Source organism: Sulfitobacter sp. IGS-18 (genome assembly GCF_059628195.1).
In genome coordinates this window covers 2,475,380-2,494,750 of record NZ_CM184556.1, presented here as the reverse complement: position 1 = coordinate 2,494,750, position 19,371 = coordinate 2,475,380, and the positions used below count along the sequence as shown (strand labels likewise).

Sequence of the window (19,371 nt, the reverse complement as noted above, 5' to 3'; positions counted from 1 at the left end):
TCGGTCATTTTGTCAAAATCAGCTTGCCCGCGCGGGTGATGCGCAGGGTATAGGTCTGGCCGTCCAGAACGATATTGGCTTTCTGGCCGTTCACGATCAGATCGCGCGCGTCATAGACGGCGGTATCCTCGGGATTGTCCTGTGCGCGGGGGGCGGAAAGATCGGGCATCAGGATCATCGACTTTCTCCGACAGCATGCGGAAGGCCGGTCAACTGCTCCAGCACAAGGTTGCCGATCTGTGTTTTGTCAGCGCCTGACATCACGATATCGCGCCAGCCGGGGCTGGCCGGGGCCGCCACCGGGGAGGGGGTGGCATCATGCTCGGGTTTGGTCACGTCTGTCTCCTTTTTCGTGAACATCCGGGCTGCCTGGGCGGTGGCTGGGACGGGTTTGGGCGGGCTCGTGTAAAAACCAACTGTTCGAGTCGGGTATTAATGCCTTGTTATCGTAATCTGACAAATTCAGTCAAGAATTGACTTGGCGATACCGGCAGCTTTATCGGGCAATGACTTGCCGTCTTTCTGGTCAAGAAAATTCAGCCGGTTGCCGAAGGGGTCCCAGACCCGCATCTGCAGGCCCCAGGGCAGCGGATCCAGCCCCGGACGCATGTTGGCATAGGGGGGCAGGGATGCATGCCAGGCGCGCAGGTTGTCCACATGGACCATCACGCTGGAGCCCGGGGTAGCGTCGCCGTGGTGTTCGCTCAGATGCAGGTGGAACTCACCCAGCCGCAGAAAGGCGTAAAGCGGCGCATCCGCGTCAAACCGATGCTCCCCCACCCAGGTGAAACCGAGCCAGTCGAGATAGAATGCGCGCGCCTTGGCTTCGTCGAAACTGCGAAACACCGGCGCGGTGCGTGTCACCTGGGGGATCATGAAGGCACCTTTGTGGCGGCGGGTTGGGTCAGGGTGAAGATCATCATCGTGTCCTTTCGGTTGTGGGGTCTGTCCGGTCCATCATGCGACGTCAGGGGGGCGCCGCATCGCCGATCCCCTCAGGCAGAGGCGGCATGGGGCAGGATATAGGGAATACCGGCGGCGGGTGGAGCGGAGACACGCAGCCTGCAGCCATAGGCCCGTGACAGGGTGTCATCCGTCAGCACCTCGGCAGGGGTGCCAAAGGCGATGCGCTGCCCCTCGGCCAGGATCGCCACCCGGTCGGCATAAAGTGCGGTGAGGTTCAGGTCATGCATCACCGCGATCACGCCGCCGCCGTCACGGGCAAAACGCCGGGCGATCTCCATCACCTGCAGTTGATGGGCGATATCCAGGCTTGAAACCGGTTCATCCAGCAAGAGCCAGCGCGGCTGACCATCCTCAACCGCCGCCCAGACCTGCGCCAGCACACGGGCCAGCATGACGCGCTGCGCCTCGCCCCCTGAAAGCGCCTGAAAGGTGCGGTCGGCGTAATGGGCCAGCCCGACACGGGCAAGCGCCTGCATCGGCACTTCGGGCCGGTCCCCGGCGGTGCCGCTTTGCAGGCCCAGGCGCACGACCTCGATCACGCTGAAAGGGAAGGCAAGCCGCGATGCCTGTGGCAGGACCGCGCGTTGCGCCGCCAGTTCCCAGGGTTTCATCCCGGCGATGTCGCGCCCGTTGATGCTGACCTTTCCGTCACAGGGCAGGGTGGCGGTGATCGCCCCCAGCAGGGTGGATTTGCCCGATCCGTTCGGGCCGACGATGGCTGTGACCTCTCCGGCCCGGGCGGTCAGGCTGACGCCCCGCAGGGCGGCCCGGGAGCCATAGAAGACGCGGATGTTTTCGGCGATCAGGCTCACAGCTCCACCAGCCCCTTGCGTTTCAGCAGGATCCACAGGAACACCGGCGCGCCGAGTACGGCGGTGACGATCCCGATCGGCAGCTCCGCAGGGGCGATGACGACGCGGGCGATCACATCGGCGAGGATCAGCAGGGTTGCCCCCATCAGCGCGGCATTGGGCAGCAATGTCCGGTGATCGGGGCCAAGGCCCAGGCGCAGCAGATGCGGCACCACAATGCCGATGAACCCGATTCCGCCGGAGACCGCGACAGCCGCCCCGGTGGCCCCGGCCACCGCGAGGATGGCGATGGATTTCATGCGCTGCACGTCGATGCCGATATGGGCCGCCGTGGCCTCGCCCAGGGCCAGCCCGTTCAGCCCCCGGCCCAGCATCATGGCCGCGCCGAGCGCCAGCAGGATCATCGGCCCCGCGCCCAGAACCTTGGCCCAGCTGGCCCCGGCCAGAGACCCCAGACCCCAGAAGGTCAGGTCGCGCAATTGCCGGTCATCGGCCACATAGACAAGGATGCCGGACAGCGCCCCCGCCAGGGCGCCAAGGGCAATGCCCGCCAGCAGCATCGTCGCGACAGAGGTGCGCCCGTGCCGGGTCGACACCTTGTAAAGCAGGATGGTTGCGCCCCAGCCGCCCAGAAAGGCCGCAAAGGGGGTCAGTTGATTGCCGGTCAGATCAATCAGCCAGACGGGCAGCAAGGCGCCCAGCACGATGGCCAGGATCGCGCCCAGACCGGCCCCCGCGCCAACGCCGACGATGCCGGGATCGGCCAGCGGGTTGCGGAACAGCCCCTGCATGGCCGCCCCCGAAACCGCCAGCGCCGCGCCCACCAGCACCCCCATGGCCAGACGCGGCAGGCGGATGTCAAACAGGACCACCTGTTCCATATGCGACAGGGCCTGTCCCTGAAGGATCTTGCCCAGCATCGCGGAGAGGGTCACATCGGTTGCGCCGACCTCAAGACTGGCGATGCAGGCCAGCGCCAGCGCGCCTGCGAGCATCCAGTGCAGCGCACGGGCGAGGGCCAGACGATCCCTCGGGGCCGGGATGATCTCTGTCATCGAGGCCATCGGTCAGCTTTCCTGTCCGTAAAGCGCCGCGTTCAGGTCCCGGATCGCGCTGGCCGTGCGCGGCCCGAACCCCAGCATCAGCAGCCCGTCCATGCGCACCACAGACCGGGTTTGGGCCGCAGGCGTCAGGCTGATGGCGGGCAGGGCGAACAATTCATCATCCGCCGCGCCATGGTCGCCGCCACGATCCATCATCAGGATCACATCCGGCGCGGCCAGACCTACCGCCTCATCGGTGATCTGCTTGTAGCCTGCATAGTCCGAAACCGCGTTCACCCCGCCTGCCATGCGGATCAGCGCATCGGCCTCCGTGCCGGTGCCGGAGGCGTTGATCTTGCCGCCCTGGGTGGACAGCACAAAGAGCACCCGCTTCTTTTCGCCTTGGGGTCGGGCGGCATCCGCCAGGGCATCGGCAAGCGCGGCCTCCACCTGTGCAGAGAGATCGGCAGCCCGGTCAGGCACTTCAAGAGCGTCGCCGATCACCCTGATCTTGTTCAGAATTCCCTTTGCTGTAAGGGCGTCGGGCACTTCGACGAAATCGACATCGGCGGCGCGGATGACCTCCAGCGCCTCTGGCGGGCCCGCGCCCTCTTCCGACAGGATCAGCGCAGGCCCGACCGAGAGCACACCCTCGGGCGAGAGGGCGCGCATATAGCCCACGTCCGGCAGGCCGGTCACTTCGGGCGGATAGATGGAGGTGGTATCGCGCGCCTTCAGCCGGTGCTGCTGGCCCAGGGCCACGACAATCTCCGTCACCGAACCGCCGATGGCCAGCACATCGGCCTGTGGCTGATCCGCGCGGGCGGCGGGGTGAAGGCCCAGCGTCAGCGTCAGGGGCAGGGCAAGGGCAGCAGCAAGCAGGCCGCGATGAAAGGCGATCCTCATGCCGGGACCTCTTCCAATGCCGGCAGGCCGGTGACGATGCGGCCCCAATGGGCGCGGGAATCGCGCCCTTCCTTGCCAAGGCCAAAGACCTGAAAGATCAGCCCGCCCTCGGCGTCAAAAGCCTCTACCGACACTGCCGGGCCGCGCTGCGTGGGTTTTTCCACCGCCCAGACCTCGGCCACCTTGTCGAGCCGCAGATGCAGGTTGAAACCGGGATCCATGACGTTCTGCCAGGGGCCCATCGGGTGCAGCTTGTGGATCGGACCGCTGTGGATCTGGATGCAGCCCCGGTTCCCGACAAAGATCATCACCTCGATCCCGGCATCGCGGACGGCGTGCAGCATGTCGTCCACGGCTTTCGGGGCAAGCTGGCGCACGAAAGGAGCCCCGGCAATGCGGTAGGCGCCCAGCCGGTTCATCTTGAGCTTGGAGCACAGGCGCAGGAACTGATGGGTGTCGGTCAGCCGCGCCCATTCGGCGCGCAGGATGTCCAGCTTTTCCGGCGCTGATTTTGCCGCCTCGACGGGTTTGCGCTGTGCGACCGTCTGACCCTCTGCCTGATCCGCCATGGCCAGATCGGCCACGATCCCGGCCCATGCGTCCTGGTTCGAGGTCTCTCTGAGGTGGATCTTGTGTACCGCGTCGCCCGCCGCATCAAATATCTGCAACGCGCGACGCGGGCCCTGCTCGGCCTCTGTTTCGACCGCAAAGGCATGGACCCAATGGGACGGGAAGATGCGCAGGTCGATGTTCTCTGTCAGTGTCATCGCGGCATGGGGGCCGGGATGGTAATTGCCATATGCGCCGACCTTTTCGTGAACGCAGGCCGCAACCCGCGTCAGGGCCATGACCTCGCCCAGCTTTTCGGCGGCGGGAATCACCCTGTCGGGATGCGCCTCTATCCGGGTCACGCCGCGCCCGACGCGGGCGGCGACGAGCTCTGCCTCGGAAATGTTCAGCTGGTCAGCGGCATCGCGCGCGCGCAGCCTGGGGTTTTCGGCCTGAAAGGCACGGATGTCGGCAGGGGTTGGGTGGGTCAAGGGCGTCCTCGGATGTGGGATGGTCCGATGGCTGCGCCCGACAGGTCCGGTACGTGGCTTTCGTAAAATACTTGACTGTTTTAGTCTGGTACGATTAAGGGTGCAACCCATACGATTGCGATAATCGTCAATTCACAAAAACCTGCCGCGCCAGCCTCCGCAAGCTTCGGCTATTTATCCCTGAAGGATGGCGCATATGCTTACCCCCCTACTTCGCGGCACGACCGCGCTTGTCTGCCTGTCGCTGGCAGCACCGGCCCTGGCCCAGGACCTGACCCAGGATCTGACCCGGGACGAGGGCACCCCCGGTTTCCTTGGCACCCTGATCCTGACCGGCGGCAAGCGCGACCTGAGCTTTGGCACGGCGCTGGCGCGGACCGTCGTGGGGGAGGAGGAGATTGCCGACCGGCAGGCCAGCACCGTGGCCCAGGTGATCGATTCCATACCCGGTGTGACCCTTGTGAACGGCACCACGCCGCAGGGCTCGGGCATCAACATCCGGGGGTTCGGGGCCAATACGACCTATGGGTCGGACCAGAAGATCGCCGTGCTGGTGGATGGTGCCACCGTCGGGTCGGAAGAGCTTTACCGCATCGGCACGCAATTGTTCACCGATCCGCTGCTCTATCGTCAGGTCGAAGTGCTGCGCGGCACCATCGGCAGCTTTGCCTATGGGTCCGGCATTGTCGGCGGTGTGGTCAAGCTGGAGACAAAGGACGCCTCCGATTTCACCGGCGGTGTGCCGGGCTTTGGCGGCTCCCAGACCTTTGAATACAGTTCCAACGGCGACGGAAAGGTCAGTTCGACCAATCTGGCCTGGATGCCGACGACACGCGCCGAATTTCTGTTGAACTATTCCTTCCGGGATCAGAACGATCTGCAATCCGGGGATGGCGCCGTGATCGGGAACAGCGCGTTTCAGACTCCATCCTATCTGGCCAAGGCGAAATTCACCTTCGGGCAGGACGATGCGCAATCCCTGACCTTCAGCCAGTCGCGCACCGTGGCTGACGACAAGGATGTCCCCTATGACCAGTTCGATACCACCGGCGGCAGTTTCGGCAACGTGGACCGGCTGACGGATACCGCCCAGAGCGTTCTGGAATACCGGTATAATCCCGCCAGCGCGCTGATCGACCTGCGGGCCAATCTTTCCTATGCCGATCAGATCATTGAATATGATTACGTGCCGGGGTCTTCGCCGCTGGAAGGGACGCCGACCTTTCCCTTCCTTCTGGATACGGTCAACGCCGATCAGCGCTATGAGACCACAAAGCTGACCCTGACGAACCGCGCCCTGTTCCAGACCGGGATGCTGTCACATGACATGTTGGCGGGGTTCGAGGTGCAGCGCCGGGAGCGGGCCGACAACACCGCTGCCGGGGCACCCGGTGGCCGTGATGACCGCCATGCGCTTTTCGTGGTAGATGAGATGACGGTGGGACGGTTCACCATCACACCTGCGTTGCGCTATGAAAATTCCCGGATCACCTCGGCGCTGCCGCTGGCACCTGAACCGGATAGCTATCAAAAGGATGCGCTGATGGGCGGGCTGGCGCTGGCCTATGATTTCGGCAATGGCCTCTCCGTCTTTGGCAGCGCCGCCTATACCGAAGGGCTGCCGATCATCGACGATCTGGGCACAAGCCCCACGGCCCAGCGGCGCATCGCCACGGCAGAGAAATCGCATACGCTGGAGTTCGGGGCGGCCTATACCGGCACCGATGTCTTTGCGCCGGAGGACAGTTTTACCATCCGGGGTAATCTCTATGCGACGAAATTGCGTGACATCACCAGTTATACGGTTGCCGGGGCAACCGGGACGGAGTTGGATCATGTGGAATCGAGAGGCTTTGAACTGGAGGCCTCCTATGGGATGGCCAGTGGTTTCTATGCCGATTTCGCAGGCCATCTGGGGCATGGGACAGAATACAATCCCAATGGCACCTCGACCGTCTGGCGCAACCTTGCGGCGGACCGGGTTCATCTGACCCTGGGCAAACGGTGGAACGACGATTTCGATCTGAGCTGGGAAATTGTCCATTCGGCGGACCAGCGGGATGCGTTGGGGGCCGATCTGCCCAACAGCACAGCGCATAACCTGCGGGCGACCTGGCGGCCCGATCAGGGCTGGCTGGACGGGACCGAAGTGCGCTTTGGCGTGGAGAATGTCTTTGACAGGGATTATGTGGGGCACCTGTCATCGCCCTCCCGCAAGGCACCGGGCCGGACCTTCAAGGTGTCGCTCACCAAATCGTTCTGACCGGGCAGGCCGGGTTTCAGGCGGCAGCCGGTGCCGCGCTGCCGATCAGATCCCAGCGGTTGCCGAAGATGTCGCGAAAGACGGCAACGGTGCCGTAGGGTTCATGGCGCGGGAGCTCCTCGAACACGACAGCTTTGGCGCGCAGGGCATTGTAATCGCGCTCAAAGTTGTCGGTGTTCAGAAACAGCCAGACCCGCCCTGCGCCCTGGTTGCCGATGGCGGCGCGCTGCAGCTCATTGGCCGGTTCGACCAGGATCATGCCCGCGCCCCCACCGGGTGGCGTGACGCGGACCCAGCGTTTGTGGCCCTGGTCAATGTCTTCGGTCAGGTCAAAACCCATCACATCGCAATAAAAGGCGATGGCTTCGTCATAATCGGGGATGATCAGGGTCAGGGCAGAGAGATGCATGGGGGCAGGATGCCCGCATTCACGGGGCCGCGCAACACGGGATCAGGGCAGGCCGCGCATGGTCTGCCCCTCCGGCGGGCATCGCCAGCGTCAACCCATGATGTCCAGCAGCGGGTCTGGCGGGATCGGCGCGGATTGGTCGGTTGCGCTGTAGGGGTTGTCGAATACGGTGTCGTATCCCATGTCCTCCAGCGCGGCGATGGTCATCAATGACACGAAACTGCCTGTGTCCACATAGCCGGTCATCAGTTCCGCATTGAACAGGACCTCATCCCAATGGCTGCCCGCCGTGCCGGAGCCGCCATCGGTTTCCACAGGCACCCCCAGGGGCGCGCCCGGATCATTGGCGGCAATGCCGGGAAATTCGTTCTGATAGACATCCGTGGCATTTGCGCCGGTAAAGCGGAGGTCGCCCCCGCCGACCGAGCCGCTGGTCAGCCCCATCAGCGACCAGAGCGCGCCAAAGCCCATGGCGTGCATCATCTCATGCAGGATGATGGCCTCCCAATTGCCAAGGCCAAGCTGGTTCTGGGCATCCGCGCTGTCAAAGGTCATGGCACCTGTCGCGGGCAGGTAGCTGCCATCGCCGCGCAGCTCGCGGGGGCCTGCGCTGCCCAGGATGCCGCCAACGCCGTCGATCGTGTCCAGCGTGGCGGTGATGGTGATGTCATCAATGGCGATGCCGTCCACCAGCGCATCCGGCAGATCACCCAGGATGATCGTGCTCAGGTAATCCGCCGCTTCGATAAAGGCGCTTTGCAATTCGGCGGACCAGGTGCCGACGAAATCAATGGTGACATTATACGCCGTGCCGGCCGGGCCACCGCTGGTATAGCCGGTCAGCGGGACCGCACCGGGGTCCGGCATGGCGTCCGGGTCACGGCCGCTTTCGGCATTGTCACTGCCCGGTGGCGGGCTGGGCGGTGTCACCTGCGGCGTGCCCGGGATGGCCCCGCCGGGCCGGCCTGAGGTGACGGGCGGCACTTCCGGCTCAACTGGCGGATCAAGGGGCGGGGGCGCCGGATCGGGGTCTTGGTCCATCGGTGTCGTGGGGGCCGGGTCGGGGTCCGGCCTGCCATCGCCATTCTCATCGGCGGTGACGTTCCCGCCTTCCTCAACCGGGGTTTCCACGTCTTGCGCGCCCCTGTCAGAGGCTGCAGGCGCATCATGTTCAAAGGTGAATTCGAAATGATCGCCCCGCGCTTGCTGCTGGGATTCTGTCGTTTCCGCCGCGTGGTCGTCCGGGTGCTGGCGGTGGTCCTCTGACCCCGGGGATCGCCCGGTGTCGCCCCGATGCGGCAGGTCGGAGCGATCATGCCGGTTGTCCGCCATAAACCGCTCCGTACCGCGTTCGAGCTGTCTTCCGGAATGGCGGGATGCGGGCGTCTCAGCCTCAATCGAATTGCGAAAATACATCTGATCAACCTTGCTCATGAAAATATGAAAAAACTGTACAGAACTCTGCCAAAAGTCCAAAGAAATTCATCTTATGCGGGAAATCTCATCTGACAGGTTGATCCGAAGAACGGGCCGGGTGGGCGCGGCCCAAACGCAAACCCCCGGTCCAGCAACCGGACCGGGGGTCAATCTTGTCGTGCAGCCGGGGGATCAACCCTGGGCTATTCCAGCTCCACCAGCAGGTCCTTTGCGTCGATCTGGGCGCCGGGCTGGATGTGGAGGGCCTTGATCACGGCGTCGCGTTCGGCGTGGATGCCGGTTTCCATCTTCATCGCCTCGATGGTCAGCAACAGATCGCCCGCCTTGACCTTCTGGCCCGCCGTGGCCGCAACCGAGGCGACGACGCCCGGCATCGGGGCGCCGATGTGGCTTTCGTTGCCTGCCTCCGCCTTGGGGCGCTGCTGCGTGGTGGCCGTGATCAGGCGGTTCGGCACCCGGATCACCCGGGGCTGGCCGTTGAGTTCGAAGAAGACCTTCACCTCGCCGTCCTCGGAGGTCTCGCTCAGGGCCTGCATGCGGATTTCCAGCGTCTTTCCGGGGTCGATCTCGGCCGAGATTTCCTCGGAAGGTTCCATCCCGTAAAAGAAGGTCGCGGTGGGCAGGGTGCGCACCGGGCCGTATTGCTGATGGCGCTCCATGTAATCGGTAAAGACCCGTGGGTACATCAGGTAGCCGCAGAGATCCTCGTCGTCGATTTCGGCGCCATCGAACTTTTCGGACAGCTCCTTTCGGGTTGCCTCCAGGTCCACGGGTGCGAGGTGTTTGCCGGGGCGCGCGAGATTGGGTTTCTCGCCCTTGAGCACCTTCTTGACGATCCCCTCGGGGAAGCCGCCGGGGGGCTGGCCCAGGTTGCCGCGCATCATGTCGATCACGCTGTCGGGAAAGGACACATCGGTTTCGGGGTCTTCGACCTGCGCGCGGGTCAGGCCCTGGCTGACCATCATCAGCGCCATGTCCCCCACCACTTTCGACGAAGGCGTGACCTTCACGATATCGCCGAACATCTGGTTCACGTCCCGGTAGGTGCGCGCGACCTGCGGCCAGCGGTCATCCAGCCCCATCGAGGCCGCCTGCGCCTTGAGGTTGGTGAACTGGCCGCCGGGCATCTCATGCAGGTAGACCTCGGAGGAAGGCGCCTGCATGCCGGTCTCGAAGGCACCGTAATGGGCGCGCACCTCTTCCCAGTAGTCCGAGATCTCGCGGATCGCGGTCATGTCCAGCCCGGTGTCGCGGTCGGTATGTTGCAGCGCCGAGACAACCGAGCCCAGCGTGGCCTGGGAGGTATTGCCCGACAGCGCATCCATGGCGCAATCGACAGCATCGACCCCGGCTTCGGACGCGGCGAGGATGGTGGCGCAGGCGATGCCCGCGGTGTCATGGGTGTGGAAGTGGATCGGCAGGCCGACCTCGGATTTCAGGGCCTTGATCAGCACCCGCGCCTGGGCGGGTTTCAGCAGCCCTGCCATGTCCTTCAGCCCCAGCACATGGGCGCCCGCGGCCTTCAGATCCTGACCCATCTTGACGTAATACTTCAGGTCATATTTGGCCCGGTCCGGGTCAAAGATGTCACCGGTATAGCAGATCGTGCCCTCGCAGACCTTGTTCGCCTCGATCACCGCATCCATGGCGACGCGCATGTTCTCCACCCAGTTGAGACTGTCGAAGACGCGGAAGACATCCACGCCCGAGCTGGCGGCGGTCCGGACAAAATGCTGCACCACATTGTCGGGATAATTGGTGTAGCCCACCCCGTTGGAGGCGCGCAGCAGCATCTGGGTCATCAGGTTGGGCATGCCTTCGCGCAGGTCGCGCAACCGCTGCCAGGGGCATTCCTGCAGGAACCGGTAGGCCACGTCAAAGGTGGCACCGCCCCAGCATTCGACGCTGAACAGCTGCGGCAGGTTGGCGGCATAGGCGGGGGCGACCTTGATCATGTCATGGCTGCGCATCCGCGTGGCCAGCAGCGACTGATGCCCGTCGCGCATGGTGGTGTCGGTGATCAGCAACTGGCGCTGCTGGCTCATCCAGTCGGCGACCGCCTGGGGGCCCTTCTGCTCCAGCAGGTTGCGGGTGCCCATCATCGGCTCGGCCCGGCTGGCGGGCGGCCTGGGGTCACGCAGATGCGCGCCGGGGCGGGCATGGCCCTTGGTCTCCGGATGGCCGTTCACGGTGATATCCGCGATATAGGTCAGCACCTTGGTGCCCCGGTCGCGGCGCGAGGAGAACTGGAACAGCTCCGGCGTCTCGTCAATGAACTTCGTGTGGTAGGTGTTGTTCAGGAAGGTCGGGTGCTTCAGCAGGTTCTCGACAAAGGCGATGTTGGTGCTGACGCCGCGGATGCGGAACTCGCGCAGGGCGCGGTCCATGCGGGCGATGGCCATCTCCGGCGTCGGCGCCTTGGCGGTGATCTTGGTCAGCAGGCTGTCGTAATAGCGGGTGATCACCCCGCCCGCATAGGCGGTGCCGCCATCCAGGCGAATGCCCATGCCGGTGGCAGAGCGATAGGCGGTCAGGCGGCCATAGTCGGGGATGAAGTTGTTCTGCGGATCCTCGGTGGTGATCCGGGTCTGCAGCGCATGGCCGGTCAGATGCACGTCATCCTGGCTGGCCTTGCCGGTGGCCTCGGCGATGCTCTTGCCCTCGGCGATCAGGATCTGGGCGCGCACGATGTCGATGCCGGTGACTTCCTCGGTGACGGTATGTTCCACCTGCACCCGCGGGTTCACCTCGATGAAGTAGAACTTCTCATCCGCCATATCCATCAGGAACTCGACGGTGCCCGCGCATTCATAGCCCACATGGGCGCAGATCTTGCGGCCCAGCTCGCAGATCTCGGCGCGCTGTGCCTCGGTCAGATAGGGGGCGGGGGCGCGTTCGACGACCTTCTGGTTGCGGCGCTGGACCGAGCAGTCGCGCTCATAGAGGTGATAGATCTCGCCCTGTTTGTCGCCCAGGATCTGCACCTCGACGTGGCGCGCCTTTAGGATCATCTTTTCCAGATAGCCCTCGCCATTGCCAAAGGCCGCTTCCGCCTCGCGGCGGCCTTCCAGGATCTTCTCCTCCAGCTCTTCTTCCTTGTAGATCGGGCGCATGCCACGTCCGCCGCCCCCCCAGGAGGCCTTGAGCATGAAGGGATAGCCGATCTCGCGCGCCTCGGCGCGGATTGCATCCATGTCGTCGCCCAGCACTTCGGAGGCCGGGATCACCGGCACCCCGGCCTCGATGGCAACCCGCCGCGCGCTGGCCTTGTCGCCAAGCGCGCGCATGGTCTCGGCGCGCGGACCGATGAAGGTGATGCCGTTCTGCACGCAGGCATCCACCAGATCGGGGTTCTCCGACAGCAGCCCGTAACCCGGATGGATCGCATCCGCGCCCGAGGCCTTGGCCACGCGAATGATCTCGTCAATGCTCAGATAGGCCGCAACCGGCCCCAGCCCCTCGCCGATGCGATAGGCCTCGTCCGCCTTGAACCGGTGCAGCCCCAGCTTGTCCTCCTCCGCAAAGACGGCAACCGTCTTCTTCCCCATCTCATTGGCCGCACGCATGATGCGAATGGCAATCTCACCACGGTTGGCAATCAGGATCTTCGAAAAGTCAGGCATGGCTTGTCTTCCTCTGGACAGGTTTCGCGCATACTAGGGATGCTGCGGTGCGGCGCAACAGCCAGAAGGTCATGATTGTAACAATTTTGCAAGGTTTGCTGCGGCGTCTTGCAGCGGCATTGCGACCTCAGGACAGGAAGATCGGGTCGGGCAGGGTGGCGAGGTCTGCCAGGCCCAGCTGGCCCATGTTGGCGATCATGTCCTTTGCCAGCAGGTCGATCAGATGATCGGCGCCGCGCGGGCCAAGGGCGCCCAGGGCAAAATGGAAGGCCCGCCCCAGCATCACGAAATCCGCCCCGAGCGCCAGCGCGCGCAGGATGTCGAGCCCGCCTTCGATGCCGCTGTCGAAGATCAGGGGCAGGGTGGTGGCGGCGCGGATGTCCGGTAGCGCCTCGATGCTGGCGGGGGCGCCGTCGAACTGGCGGCCCGCGTGGTTGGAGACCCAGACCGCGTCAATGCCCATCTGTGCCAGCCGCACCGCGTCGTCGGGGCGCAGCACGCCCTTGACGATGAAGGGCCCCTCCCAGGCATCGCGCAGCCAGGCGACATACTCCCAGTCGGGCGCGGTGCGCAGCAGGTAGCCCATATGCGCCGTGGGTGGCAGGTTTGCAGTGGCGTCGGTAACATATTTGTCCAGCCCCCGCATATGCGGCATGCCGCGTTTCGCCGTCTGCCAGGCCCAGGTCGGCCGCGTTGCCACCTGTGCCAGCAGCCGTGGGGTCAGCCGGGGCGGATTGGTCAGCCCCGAGCGTACCTGCCGTTCGCGCCGGGAGGAGGCGGGCACATCCACGGTCAGGACCAGCGTGCCGAAACCGGCGGTGCGGGCGCGCGCCAGCATGTCGGCGCGAATCTCGGGGTCACGGGGCGGGTAAAGCTGGAACCAGGCGTGTTTGCCCAGGTCGGGGGCGATGTCTTCGGGGCTCTGGGTGGCGACGGTCGAGATCGCATAGGGGATCTCGTGGCGGGCCGCGGCGCGGGCCAGATGGCCCTCGGCCCCGGGCCAGATCAGCCCCGACATGCCAATCGGTGCGATGCCGAAGGGGACCGGGAAGGTCTGACCCAGAAACTCCGTGGTCAGATCCGGCGTGATCTCGCCATGCAGGACCGATGGCATCATGCCGATCCGGTCCAGCGCCGTGCGGTTACGGGACTTGGCGGCCTCGGTGCCGGTGCCACTGTCGAGGTATTCCCAGACAAAGGGCGGAATGCGCCGTTGCGCGCGGGCGCGCAGGTCGGCGATGGCGGGGTATCTGTTGTGAAGGTCCATGCGCCATTTGTGCCGGGTCAGATGGCAATGTCCAGATGCCCGGTGACGGCGCCAGATCGTCAGTTGCTTGCGGAAGCCCGATGCGATGACAGGGCGTCGTGATCCGGCATTGCACCGATCAGCGCCACCAGCGCCGTGATCGCGGCGTCAACCTCATCCGTGTTGTGGGTTTGCGACTTGGGCGTTTCGATCAGGTGGATCCGGGCAGGGGCAAGGGCGCGGGCGGCACGGTCATTGATACGCTTTTCCGCGGCGGTGCGGATTTCGTTCAGCTTGGAATCAATCGTGCGGCACAGGCCGGCCAGCATCCCGGCCGAGCCTGCCAGACGTTCGGAATCGAAATGTCCCTGTTCCACGGCTTCAAGCAGCGCGGATACCTTGCCCAGCTCACAGCCCGATGCGGCGGCAAGATACCGCATGTCCTGAAAGGCAAGCTCGTCATGGTCGTCATGTTCGATCCGCTCCAGCACGATGGCGCTGCCGATGATCCGGTCCGGCTGTCCGGCGATATGCGCATATTGCAAGGTCGTATCCCAGATCATCGCCCCGCTTGGCAGGTTCAGAACCTCCCGGTAGCGCTGGGGGTTTTTTTCCGTCAGGCATTTTTCATATTTCTCCGCGACGGCGGCGGCCTGTTTCGGTGGCAACAGATCACTCAGGGGTTTGCCCATCACGCCCTTCATCGACATGCCGCTTTCGATTTCGTGCCGGCGGTTCAGGGCGAGAATTTCAAAAGTGTCGGTGTCGCGGTAGCGCTGGGCGATGAACATGGGCACATTGAACCTGTCGATCTGCCGCCGCAGGCCCCGGACATCTGCTGTGGTGAACATTGCTTCTTCCTTGTTCTTGTTGCCCAACTCCAAACAAACTAAGCGCCATTTGGTTAGAGAACCGTAAACAGTTAAAGCCGTTGAAAATTCTTCTAAAGCATATGGTTAGACTGATACTTTCAGGCTCTGTTAGGGTTGATTTACGAGCCGTGAACATAATGAGAACCTGGCTTTCCATCAGGCCCGCGACTCGCTATGTTTCGCGGCATGAGCAGCTTTGATGAAATGGACGCCTTCGAAGGCGCGTCGCTGTCCGCCCGCGCAATGGCAGCGCGGCCGCAGCCCTACCTGGATGGTCTGAACCCCGCGCAACGTGCCGCGGTCGAACAACTGGACGGCCCCGTGCTGATGCTGGCGGGGGCGGGCACCGGCAAGACCAAGGCGCTGACCACGCGGATCGTGCACCTGATGGTGACGGGCCGTGCGCGGCCCAATGAGGTGCTGGCGGTGACCTTCACCAACAAGGCGGCGCGCGAGATGAAGAATCGCGTGGGCCAGATGCTGGGTCAGCAGGTCGAGGGGATGCCCTGGCTGGGCACGTTCCACGCCATCTGCGTGAAACTTCTGCGCCGCCACGCCGAACTGGTGGGGCTGAAGTCGAACTTTACCATTCTGGACACGGATGATCAGCTGCGCCTGCTCAAGCAATTGGTTGCGGCAGAGAACATCGACGACAAGCGCTGGCCCGCCCGGGTGCTGTCCGGAATCATCGACAGTTGGAAGAACCGCGCGCTGACGCCTGAAAAGGTGCCTGCTGCCGATGCGGGGCTATATAACAATCGCGGCACCGAGATCTACGATCAGTACCAGCGGCGGCTGAAAGAGCTGAACGCCTGCGATTTCGGCGACCTGCTGCTGCATATGGTCACGATCTTTCAAAGGCACCCGGATGTGCTGGAGCAATATCAGCGCTGGTTCAGATATATTCTGGTGGATGAATACCAGGATACCAACGTGGCCCAGTACCTCTGGCTGCGGCTGCTGGCGCAGGGGCACCGCAACATCTGCTGCGTGGGCGACGACGACCAGTCGATCTATGGCTGGCGCGGCGCCGAAGTGGGCAACATCCTGCGCTTCGAGACCGACTTTCCCGGCGCGCATGTGGTCAAGCTGGAGCAGAACTACCGCTCAACCCCGCATATCCTTGCCGCCGCTTCCGGCGTGATCGCGGGCAACGAGGGGCGGCTGGGCAAGACGCTGTGGACCGAGGCCGAGGAGGGCGAGAAGGTGCGCCTGATCGGCCATTGGGACGGTGAGGAAGAGGCCCGCTGGATCGGCGAGGAAATCGAGGCGATGCAGCGCGGCACCCGTGGGATGGATGCGATGGGGCTCGATTCCATGGCGATCCTGGTGCGCGCCAGCCACCAGATGCGTGCCTTCGAGGACCGGTTCCTGACCATCGGTCTGCCCTACCGGGTGATCGGCGGGCCGCGTTTCTACGAGCGGTTGGAGATCCGGGACGCGATGGCCTATTTCCGGGTGGTGACCTCGCCCGATGACGATCTGGCCTTCGAGCGGATCGTGAACACGCCCAAGCGGGGGCTGGGCAATGTGGCGCAGCAGAAGATCCAGACCACCGCCCGCGAACATGGCGTGAACCTGGTGGAAGGCGCACGCATCCTGCTCGCGCATGACGGCATCGGCGGCAAGGGTGCGGCGCAGCTGCGGCAGCTGATCGAGGGGATCGACCGCTGGGGGCGCAGGGCGGCGGATGACAGCAGCAGCCATGTGGAGCTGGCAGAGATCATCCTGGACGAATCCGGCTATACCGGCATGTGGCAGAACGACAAGACGCCGGAGGCGCCGGGGCGGCTCGACAACCTCAAGGAACTGGTCAAGGCACTGGAGCAATTCGAGAACCTGCAGGGTTTCCTGGAACATGTCAGCCTGATCATGGACAATGAAAGCGACGATGGCGGCGAGAAGGTCAGCATCATGACCCTGCATGCGGCCAAGGGGCTGGAATTTCCGGCCGTCTTCCTGCCGGGCTGGGAGGACGGGCTGTTTCCCTCGCAGCGCTCCATGGACGAGAGCGGGATCAAGGGGCTGGAGGAAGAGCGCCGTCTGGCCTATGTCGGAATCACCCGGGCCGAGGAGTTATGCACGATCTCATTCGCCGGGAACCGCATGGTGTTCGGCCAATGGCAAAGCGCCATGCCCTCGCGGTTCATCGACGAATTGCCCGAGGACCACGTGGAAGTGCTGACCCCGCCCGGCCTTTATGGCGGCAGTTTCGGGGCGGCGATGCCGAAAAGCACCCTGCATGAAGCGGCGGCGGAGGCGAATGTCTATAATTCGCCCGGCTGGCGGCGGCTGCAGGCGCGGGCGGGCGAACGTGGCATCAGCCAGCCGCGCGAGCAGCGCAATGTGACCATCGACATGCAGGCTGTCAGCAGTTTTGTCATGGGTGAACGGGTGTTTCACCAGAAGTTCGGCTATGGCGCGATCATCGGGATCGAAGGGGACAAGCTGGAAGTGGATTTCGAGAAGGCCGGGGTGAAAAAGGTGGTCTCGCGATTCCTGTCCGGCTGCGATGACGTGCCGTTCTGAGACGGCTGCCCTGACGCAGGCGTGATCCTGCGGAGCGCGCTGCGCGCGCAAGACATGCTTGATTTTCGCTGCGGGCCCACCATCCCAGAGGGTCTGGCACCACCCTTGATTGATCCCGTCCTGGCACCCGTCGTGCGGCCCCACAAGCAAAATAGCCGTATCCCCTTCGGGGGCCCTCGGCGATTTGGCTGGTGTGTCCGCCCGTCGCGCGCCCTGCCAGGTTCAAGCAAGGGCGGCGCCAGACCAGAGGTGTTTGGGGGCGGATAAAGAAACAGCGGTGCCGTGGGAGGACGGCACCGCTGCTCTTTGTCGGCCCGAAGCGTCAAGGGAGGATCGGCTTCGGGTCTTGTCGGGGCGCTGCTGCATCAGGGAGGAGGAAAGTGCAGCGGCCCCGGGTACCAGTCGTCCAACCGGGAGGAGGCGGACGACCGATTCAGGTATCTCAGCCGCGGGCGGCTTCCATCGCAATGCGCTTGATGTCGCTGCGGCTCAGGCCGAGGTCGGCCAGGTCGCGGTTGCTCAATGCACTGAGACCGTCGAATGTTTCACGGTACATACGGTGCTGTTTGTAGCGGGTTGCCAGCGCATCAAAGGCGGAGCCGATGCGGCTGAGCAAGGAAGATGTCGGTGCGGTTGTCAGTGTCGAATATGCCATTTTGGCGCCTCTTGTTTTCATATCATCGTCGTTTCGGATGAGAGGCATATACGCCTCAAAAAATCCTGAACAACGTCCATCGCTGCATTGCCGTTATGCGGCGCGCGCATGGGCGGCATCTTCGGCAAGTCATTGTTCTGAATGCGGAAACGCCGCGCTGTGGAGGGCGCGGTGCTTGCGGGCAGGGGGGGGGAACAGAAAAAGGGCGGCGACATCAGGGAGGAGGAGGATGTCGCCGCCAATCACAGACGGTGTCGGGAGGAGGATGACCCCGTCTGGTCTTTCTCTCGAAGGGCGTTGCCGCGCTTCTTGTACACAATATCGCCGCAATGCTGCGTCTGCACAATGATTAGTTTTGCAATGCTGCTATGCAGCAAAAACATGGTGTTCCGGTACGTTTCCTGGGCGCAGTGCCGAAGACTTGGGCAGATGCGCGCCTCCCCTTGTGATTTTTGCAGAAACTGGCATGTCAGGGGCAGCCACAGGAGATTATCATGCCGATCACCAAGACCGATGTCGAAACCGCGCTTTCCCGTGTGAGCCTGCCCGATGGCAAGAACCTGATCGAACATGATCTGGTCCGGGCCTTGCGGATCGAGGATGATGTGGTGCGCTTTGTCATCGAGGCACCCTCGGCCGAGGTGGCGCAGGCCATGGGCCCGCTACGCGACGCGGCGGAAAAGGTTGTCGCGGAATTGCCGGGGGTGCGCAGCGTTTCCGTGGCCCTGACGGCACATGGGCCGGCCAGGAAACCGCCGGCACCGCCCAGCCTGAAGATCGGGGGCCATCCCAAGCCGCAGGAGGGCCCGGTCAGGCCCGCAGGGGTGGACCGCATTCTCGCCATTGCCTCCGGCAAGGGCGGGGTAGGCAAATCCACCGTCAGTTCCAACCTTGCCGTGGCGCTGGCGCGTCAGGGCCGCCGGGTGGGGCTGCTGGACGCGGATATCTATGGCCCCAGCCAGCCCCGCATGATGGGGGTGAACAAGCGTCCCGCCAGCCCGGATGGCAAGACGATCATTCCCCTGCAGGCGCATGGGGTCACCATGATGTCTATCGGCTTCATGATGGAAGAGGGCAAGGCGGTGGTCTGGCGCGGACCGATGCTCATGGGCGCATTGCAGCAGATGCTGGGGCAGGTGCAATGGGGGGAGCTGGACGTGCTGCTGGTCGATCTGCCGCCGGGCACGGGGGATGTGCAGCTGACCCTTTGTACCAAGTCCGAACTGACCGGGGCGATTGTTGTCAGCACGCCGCAGGACGTGGCCCTGATCGACGCGCGCAAGGCCATCGACATGTTCGCGACGCTCAAGACCCCGGTTCTGGGGCTGATCGAGAACATGTCGATGTTTGTCTGTCCCGATTGCGGGGCGGAACATGCGATCTTCGGGCATGGCGGTGTCGCGGCGGAGGCCGAGAAGATGGGCGTGCCCTTGCTCGGGGCTTTGCCGATTGATCTGGAAACCCGTCTGGCGGGGGATGCGGGCACGCCGGTGGCCGCCGGTGACGGCCCGATGGCGCAGGCCTATGCGCGGATTGCGGAAGGGCTGGTCAAGGGCGGCATGGCCTGAGC

At 64.0% G+C, this 19,371-nt stretch carries 16 protein-coding genes; 3 read left to right on the top strand and 13 right to left on the bottom strand.

Translation table 11 applies throughout. The features are described from left to right. Positions 1-4 precede the first annotated feature (4 nt). From hemP to ACWNZ3_RS12000, 7 genes are all read right to left on the bottom strand, one after another. Positions 5-169, bottom strand: coding sequence for a hemin uptake protein HemP (gene hemP / locus ACWNZ3_RS12030; RefSeq protein WP_269363901.1), 165 nt, complete (start codon positions 167-169; stop codon positions 5-7). 5 nt (positions 170-174) lie between these two features. Next, positions 175-336, bottom strand: a complete 162-nt coding sequence (locus tag ACWNZ3_RS12025; protein ID WP_274575064.1) for a hypothetical protein — start codon at positions 334-336, stop codon at positions 175-177. A 126-nt stretch (positions 337-462) separates the two neighbouring features. Then, complete coding sequence (locus ACWNZ3_RS12020) at positions 463-876, bottom strand: glyoxalase superfamily protein (protein ID WP_496900082.1); 414 nt, start codon at positions 874-876, stop codon at positions 463-465. A gap of 119 nt (positions 877-995) precedes the next feature. Beyond that, positions 996-1,778, bottom strand: a complete 783-nt coding sequence (locus ACWNZ3_RS12015; protein WP_496900081.1) for a heme ABC transporter ATP-binding protein — start codon at positions 1,776-1,778, stop codon at positions 996-998. Further along, complete coding sequence (locus ACWNZ3_RS12010) at positions 1,775-2,842, bottom strand: FecCD family ABC transporter permease (protein ID WP_496900080.1); 1,068 nt, start codon at positions 2,840-2,842, stop codon at positions 1,775-1,777. The genes ACWNZ3_RS12015 and ACWNZ3_RS12010 overlap by 4 nt, the downstream gene beginning before the upstream one ends. A gap of 3 nt (positions 2,843-2,845) precedes the next feature. After that, complete coding sequence (locus ACWNZ3_RS12005) at positions 2,846-3,727, bottom strand: heme/hemin ABC transporter substrate-binding protein (protein WP_496900079.1); 882 nt, start codon at positions 3,725-3,727, stop codon at positions 2,846-2,848. Beyond that, complete coding sequence (locus ACWNZ3_RS12000; protein ID WP_496900078.1) at positions 3,724-4,767, bottom strand: hemin-degrading factor; 1,044 nt, start codon at positions 4,765-4,767, stop codon at positions 3,724-3,726. The genes ACWNZ3_RS12005 and ACWNZ3_RS12000 overlap by 4 nt, the downstream gene beginning before the upstream one ends. A gap of 196 nt (positions 4,768-4,963) precedes the next feature. On the opposite strand from ACWNZ3_RS12000, the gene ACWNZ3_RS11995 reads away from it, so the two are divergent. Further along, entirely contained in the window at positions 4,964-7,030 is a 2,067-nt protein-coding gene (locus ACWNZ3_RS11995) for a TonB-dependent receptor plug domain-containing protein (RefSeq protein ID WP_496900077.1), read from the top strand. 16 nt (positions 7,031-7,046) lie between these two features. Here ACWNZ3_RS11995 and ACWNZ3_RS11990 read toward each other — a convergent pair whose 3' ends face one another. From ACWNZ3_RS11990 to ACWNZ3_RS11970, 5 genes are all read right to left on the bottom strand, one after another. Continuing rightward, the gene (locus ACWNZ3_RS11990) at positions 7,047-7,439 is read right to left on the bottom strand and encodes a VOC family protein (protein WP_496900076.1); all 393 of its coding nucleotides are present in this window, start codon (positions 7,437-7,439) and stop codon (positions 7,047-7,049) included. Between the two features lie 90 nt (positions 7,440-7,529). Then, positions 7,530-8,771, bottom strand: coding sequence for a leishmanolysin-related zinc metalloendopeptidase (locus ACWNZ3_RS11985; protein WP_496900075.1), 1,242 nt, complete (start codon positions 8,769-8,771; stop codon positions 7,530-7,532). A gap of 287 nt (positions 8,772-9,058) precedes the next feature. After that, positions 9,059-12,499, bottom strand: a complete 3,441-nt coding sequence (locus tag ACWNZ3_RS11980) for a pyruvate carboxylase (RefSeq protein WP_496900074.1) — start codon at positions 12,497-12,499, stop codon at positions 9,059-9,061. 127 nt (positions 12,500-12,626) lie between these two features. Further along, positions 12,627-13,766, bottom strand: a complete 1,140-nt coding sequence (locus ACWNZ3_RS11975; RefSeq protein ID WP_496900073.1) for an alpha-hydroxy acid oxidase — start codon at positions 13,764-13,766, stop codon at positions 12,627-12,629. A 59-nt stretch (positions 13,767-13,825) separates the two neighbouring features. Further along, positions 13,826-14,596 (bottom strand): PAS domain S-box protein, encoded by a 771-nt coding sequence (locus ACWNZ3_RS11970; RefSeq protein ID WP_496900072.1) that lies wholly within the window; start codon positions 14,594-14,596, stop codon positions 13,826-13,828. A gap of 207 nt (positions 14,597-14,803) precedes the next feature. Between ACWNZ3_RS11970 and ACWNZ3_RS11965 the strand changes: the two genes are divergently transcribed. Beyond that, positions 14,804-17,146 carry an ATP-dependent helicase gene (locus ACWNZ3_RS11965; RefSeq protein WP_496900071.1) on the top strand — a complete coding sequence of 781 codons (2,343 nt, stop codon included), beginning with the start codon at positions 14,804-14,806 and terminating at the stop codon, positions 17,144-17,146. Positions 17,147-17,588: 442 nt separating this feature from the next. Here the strand turns inward: ACWNZ3_RS11965 and ACWNZ3_RS11960 are convergent, their stop codons facing one another. Then, positions 17,589-17,801: a DUF1127 domain-containing protein gene (locus ACWNZ3_RS11960; protein WP_114276589.1), complete on the bottom strand. Its 213-nt coding sequence runs from the start codon at positions 17,799-17,801 to the stop codon at positions 17,589-17,591. Positions 17,802-18,295: 494 nt separating this feature from the next. On the opposite strand from ACWNZ3_RS11960, the gene ACWNZ3_RS11955 reads away from it, so the two are divergent. Continuing rightward, positions 18,296-19,369 (top strand): Mrp/NBP35 family ATP-binding protein, encoded by a 1,074-nt coding sequence (locus ACWNZ3_RS11955; RefSeq protein WP_274575081.1) that lies wholly within the window; start codon positions 18,296-18,298, stop codon positions 19,367-19,369. The last annotated feature ends 2 nt before the right edge of the window (positions 19,370-19,371 follow it).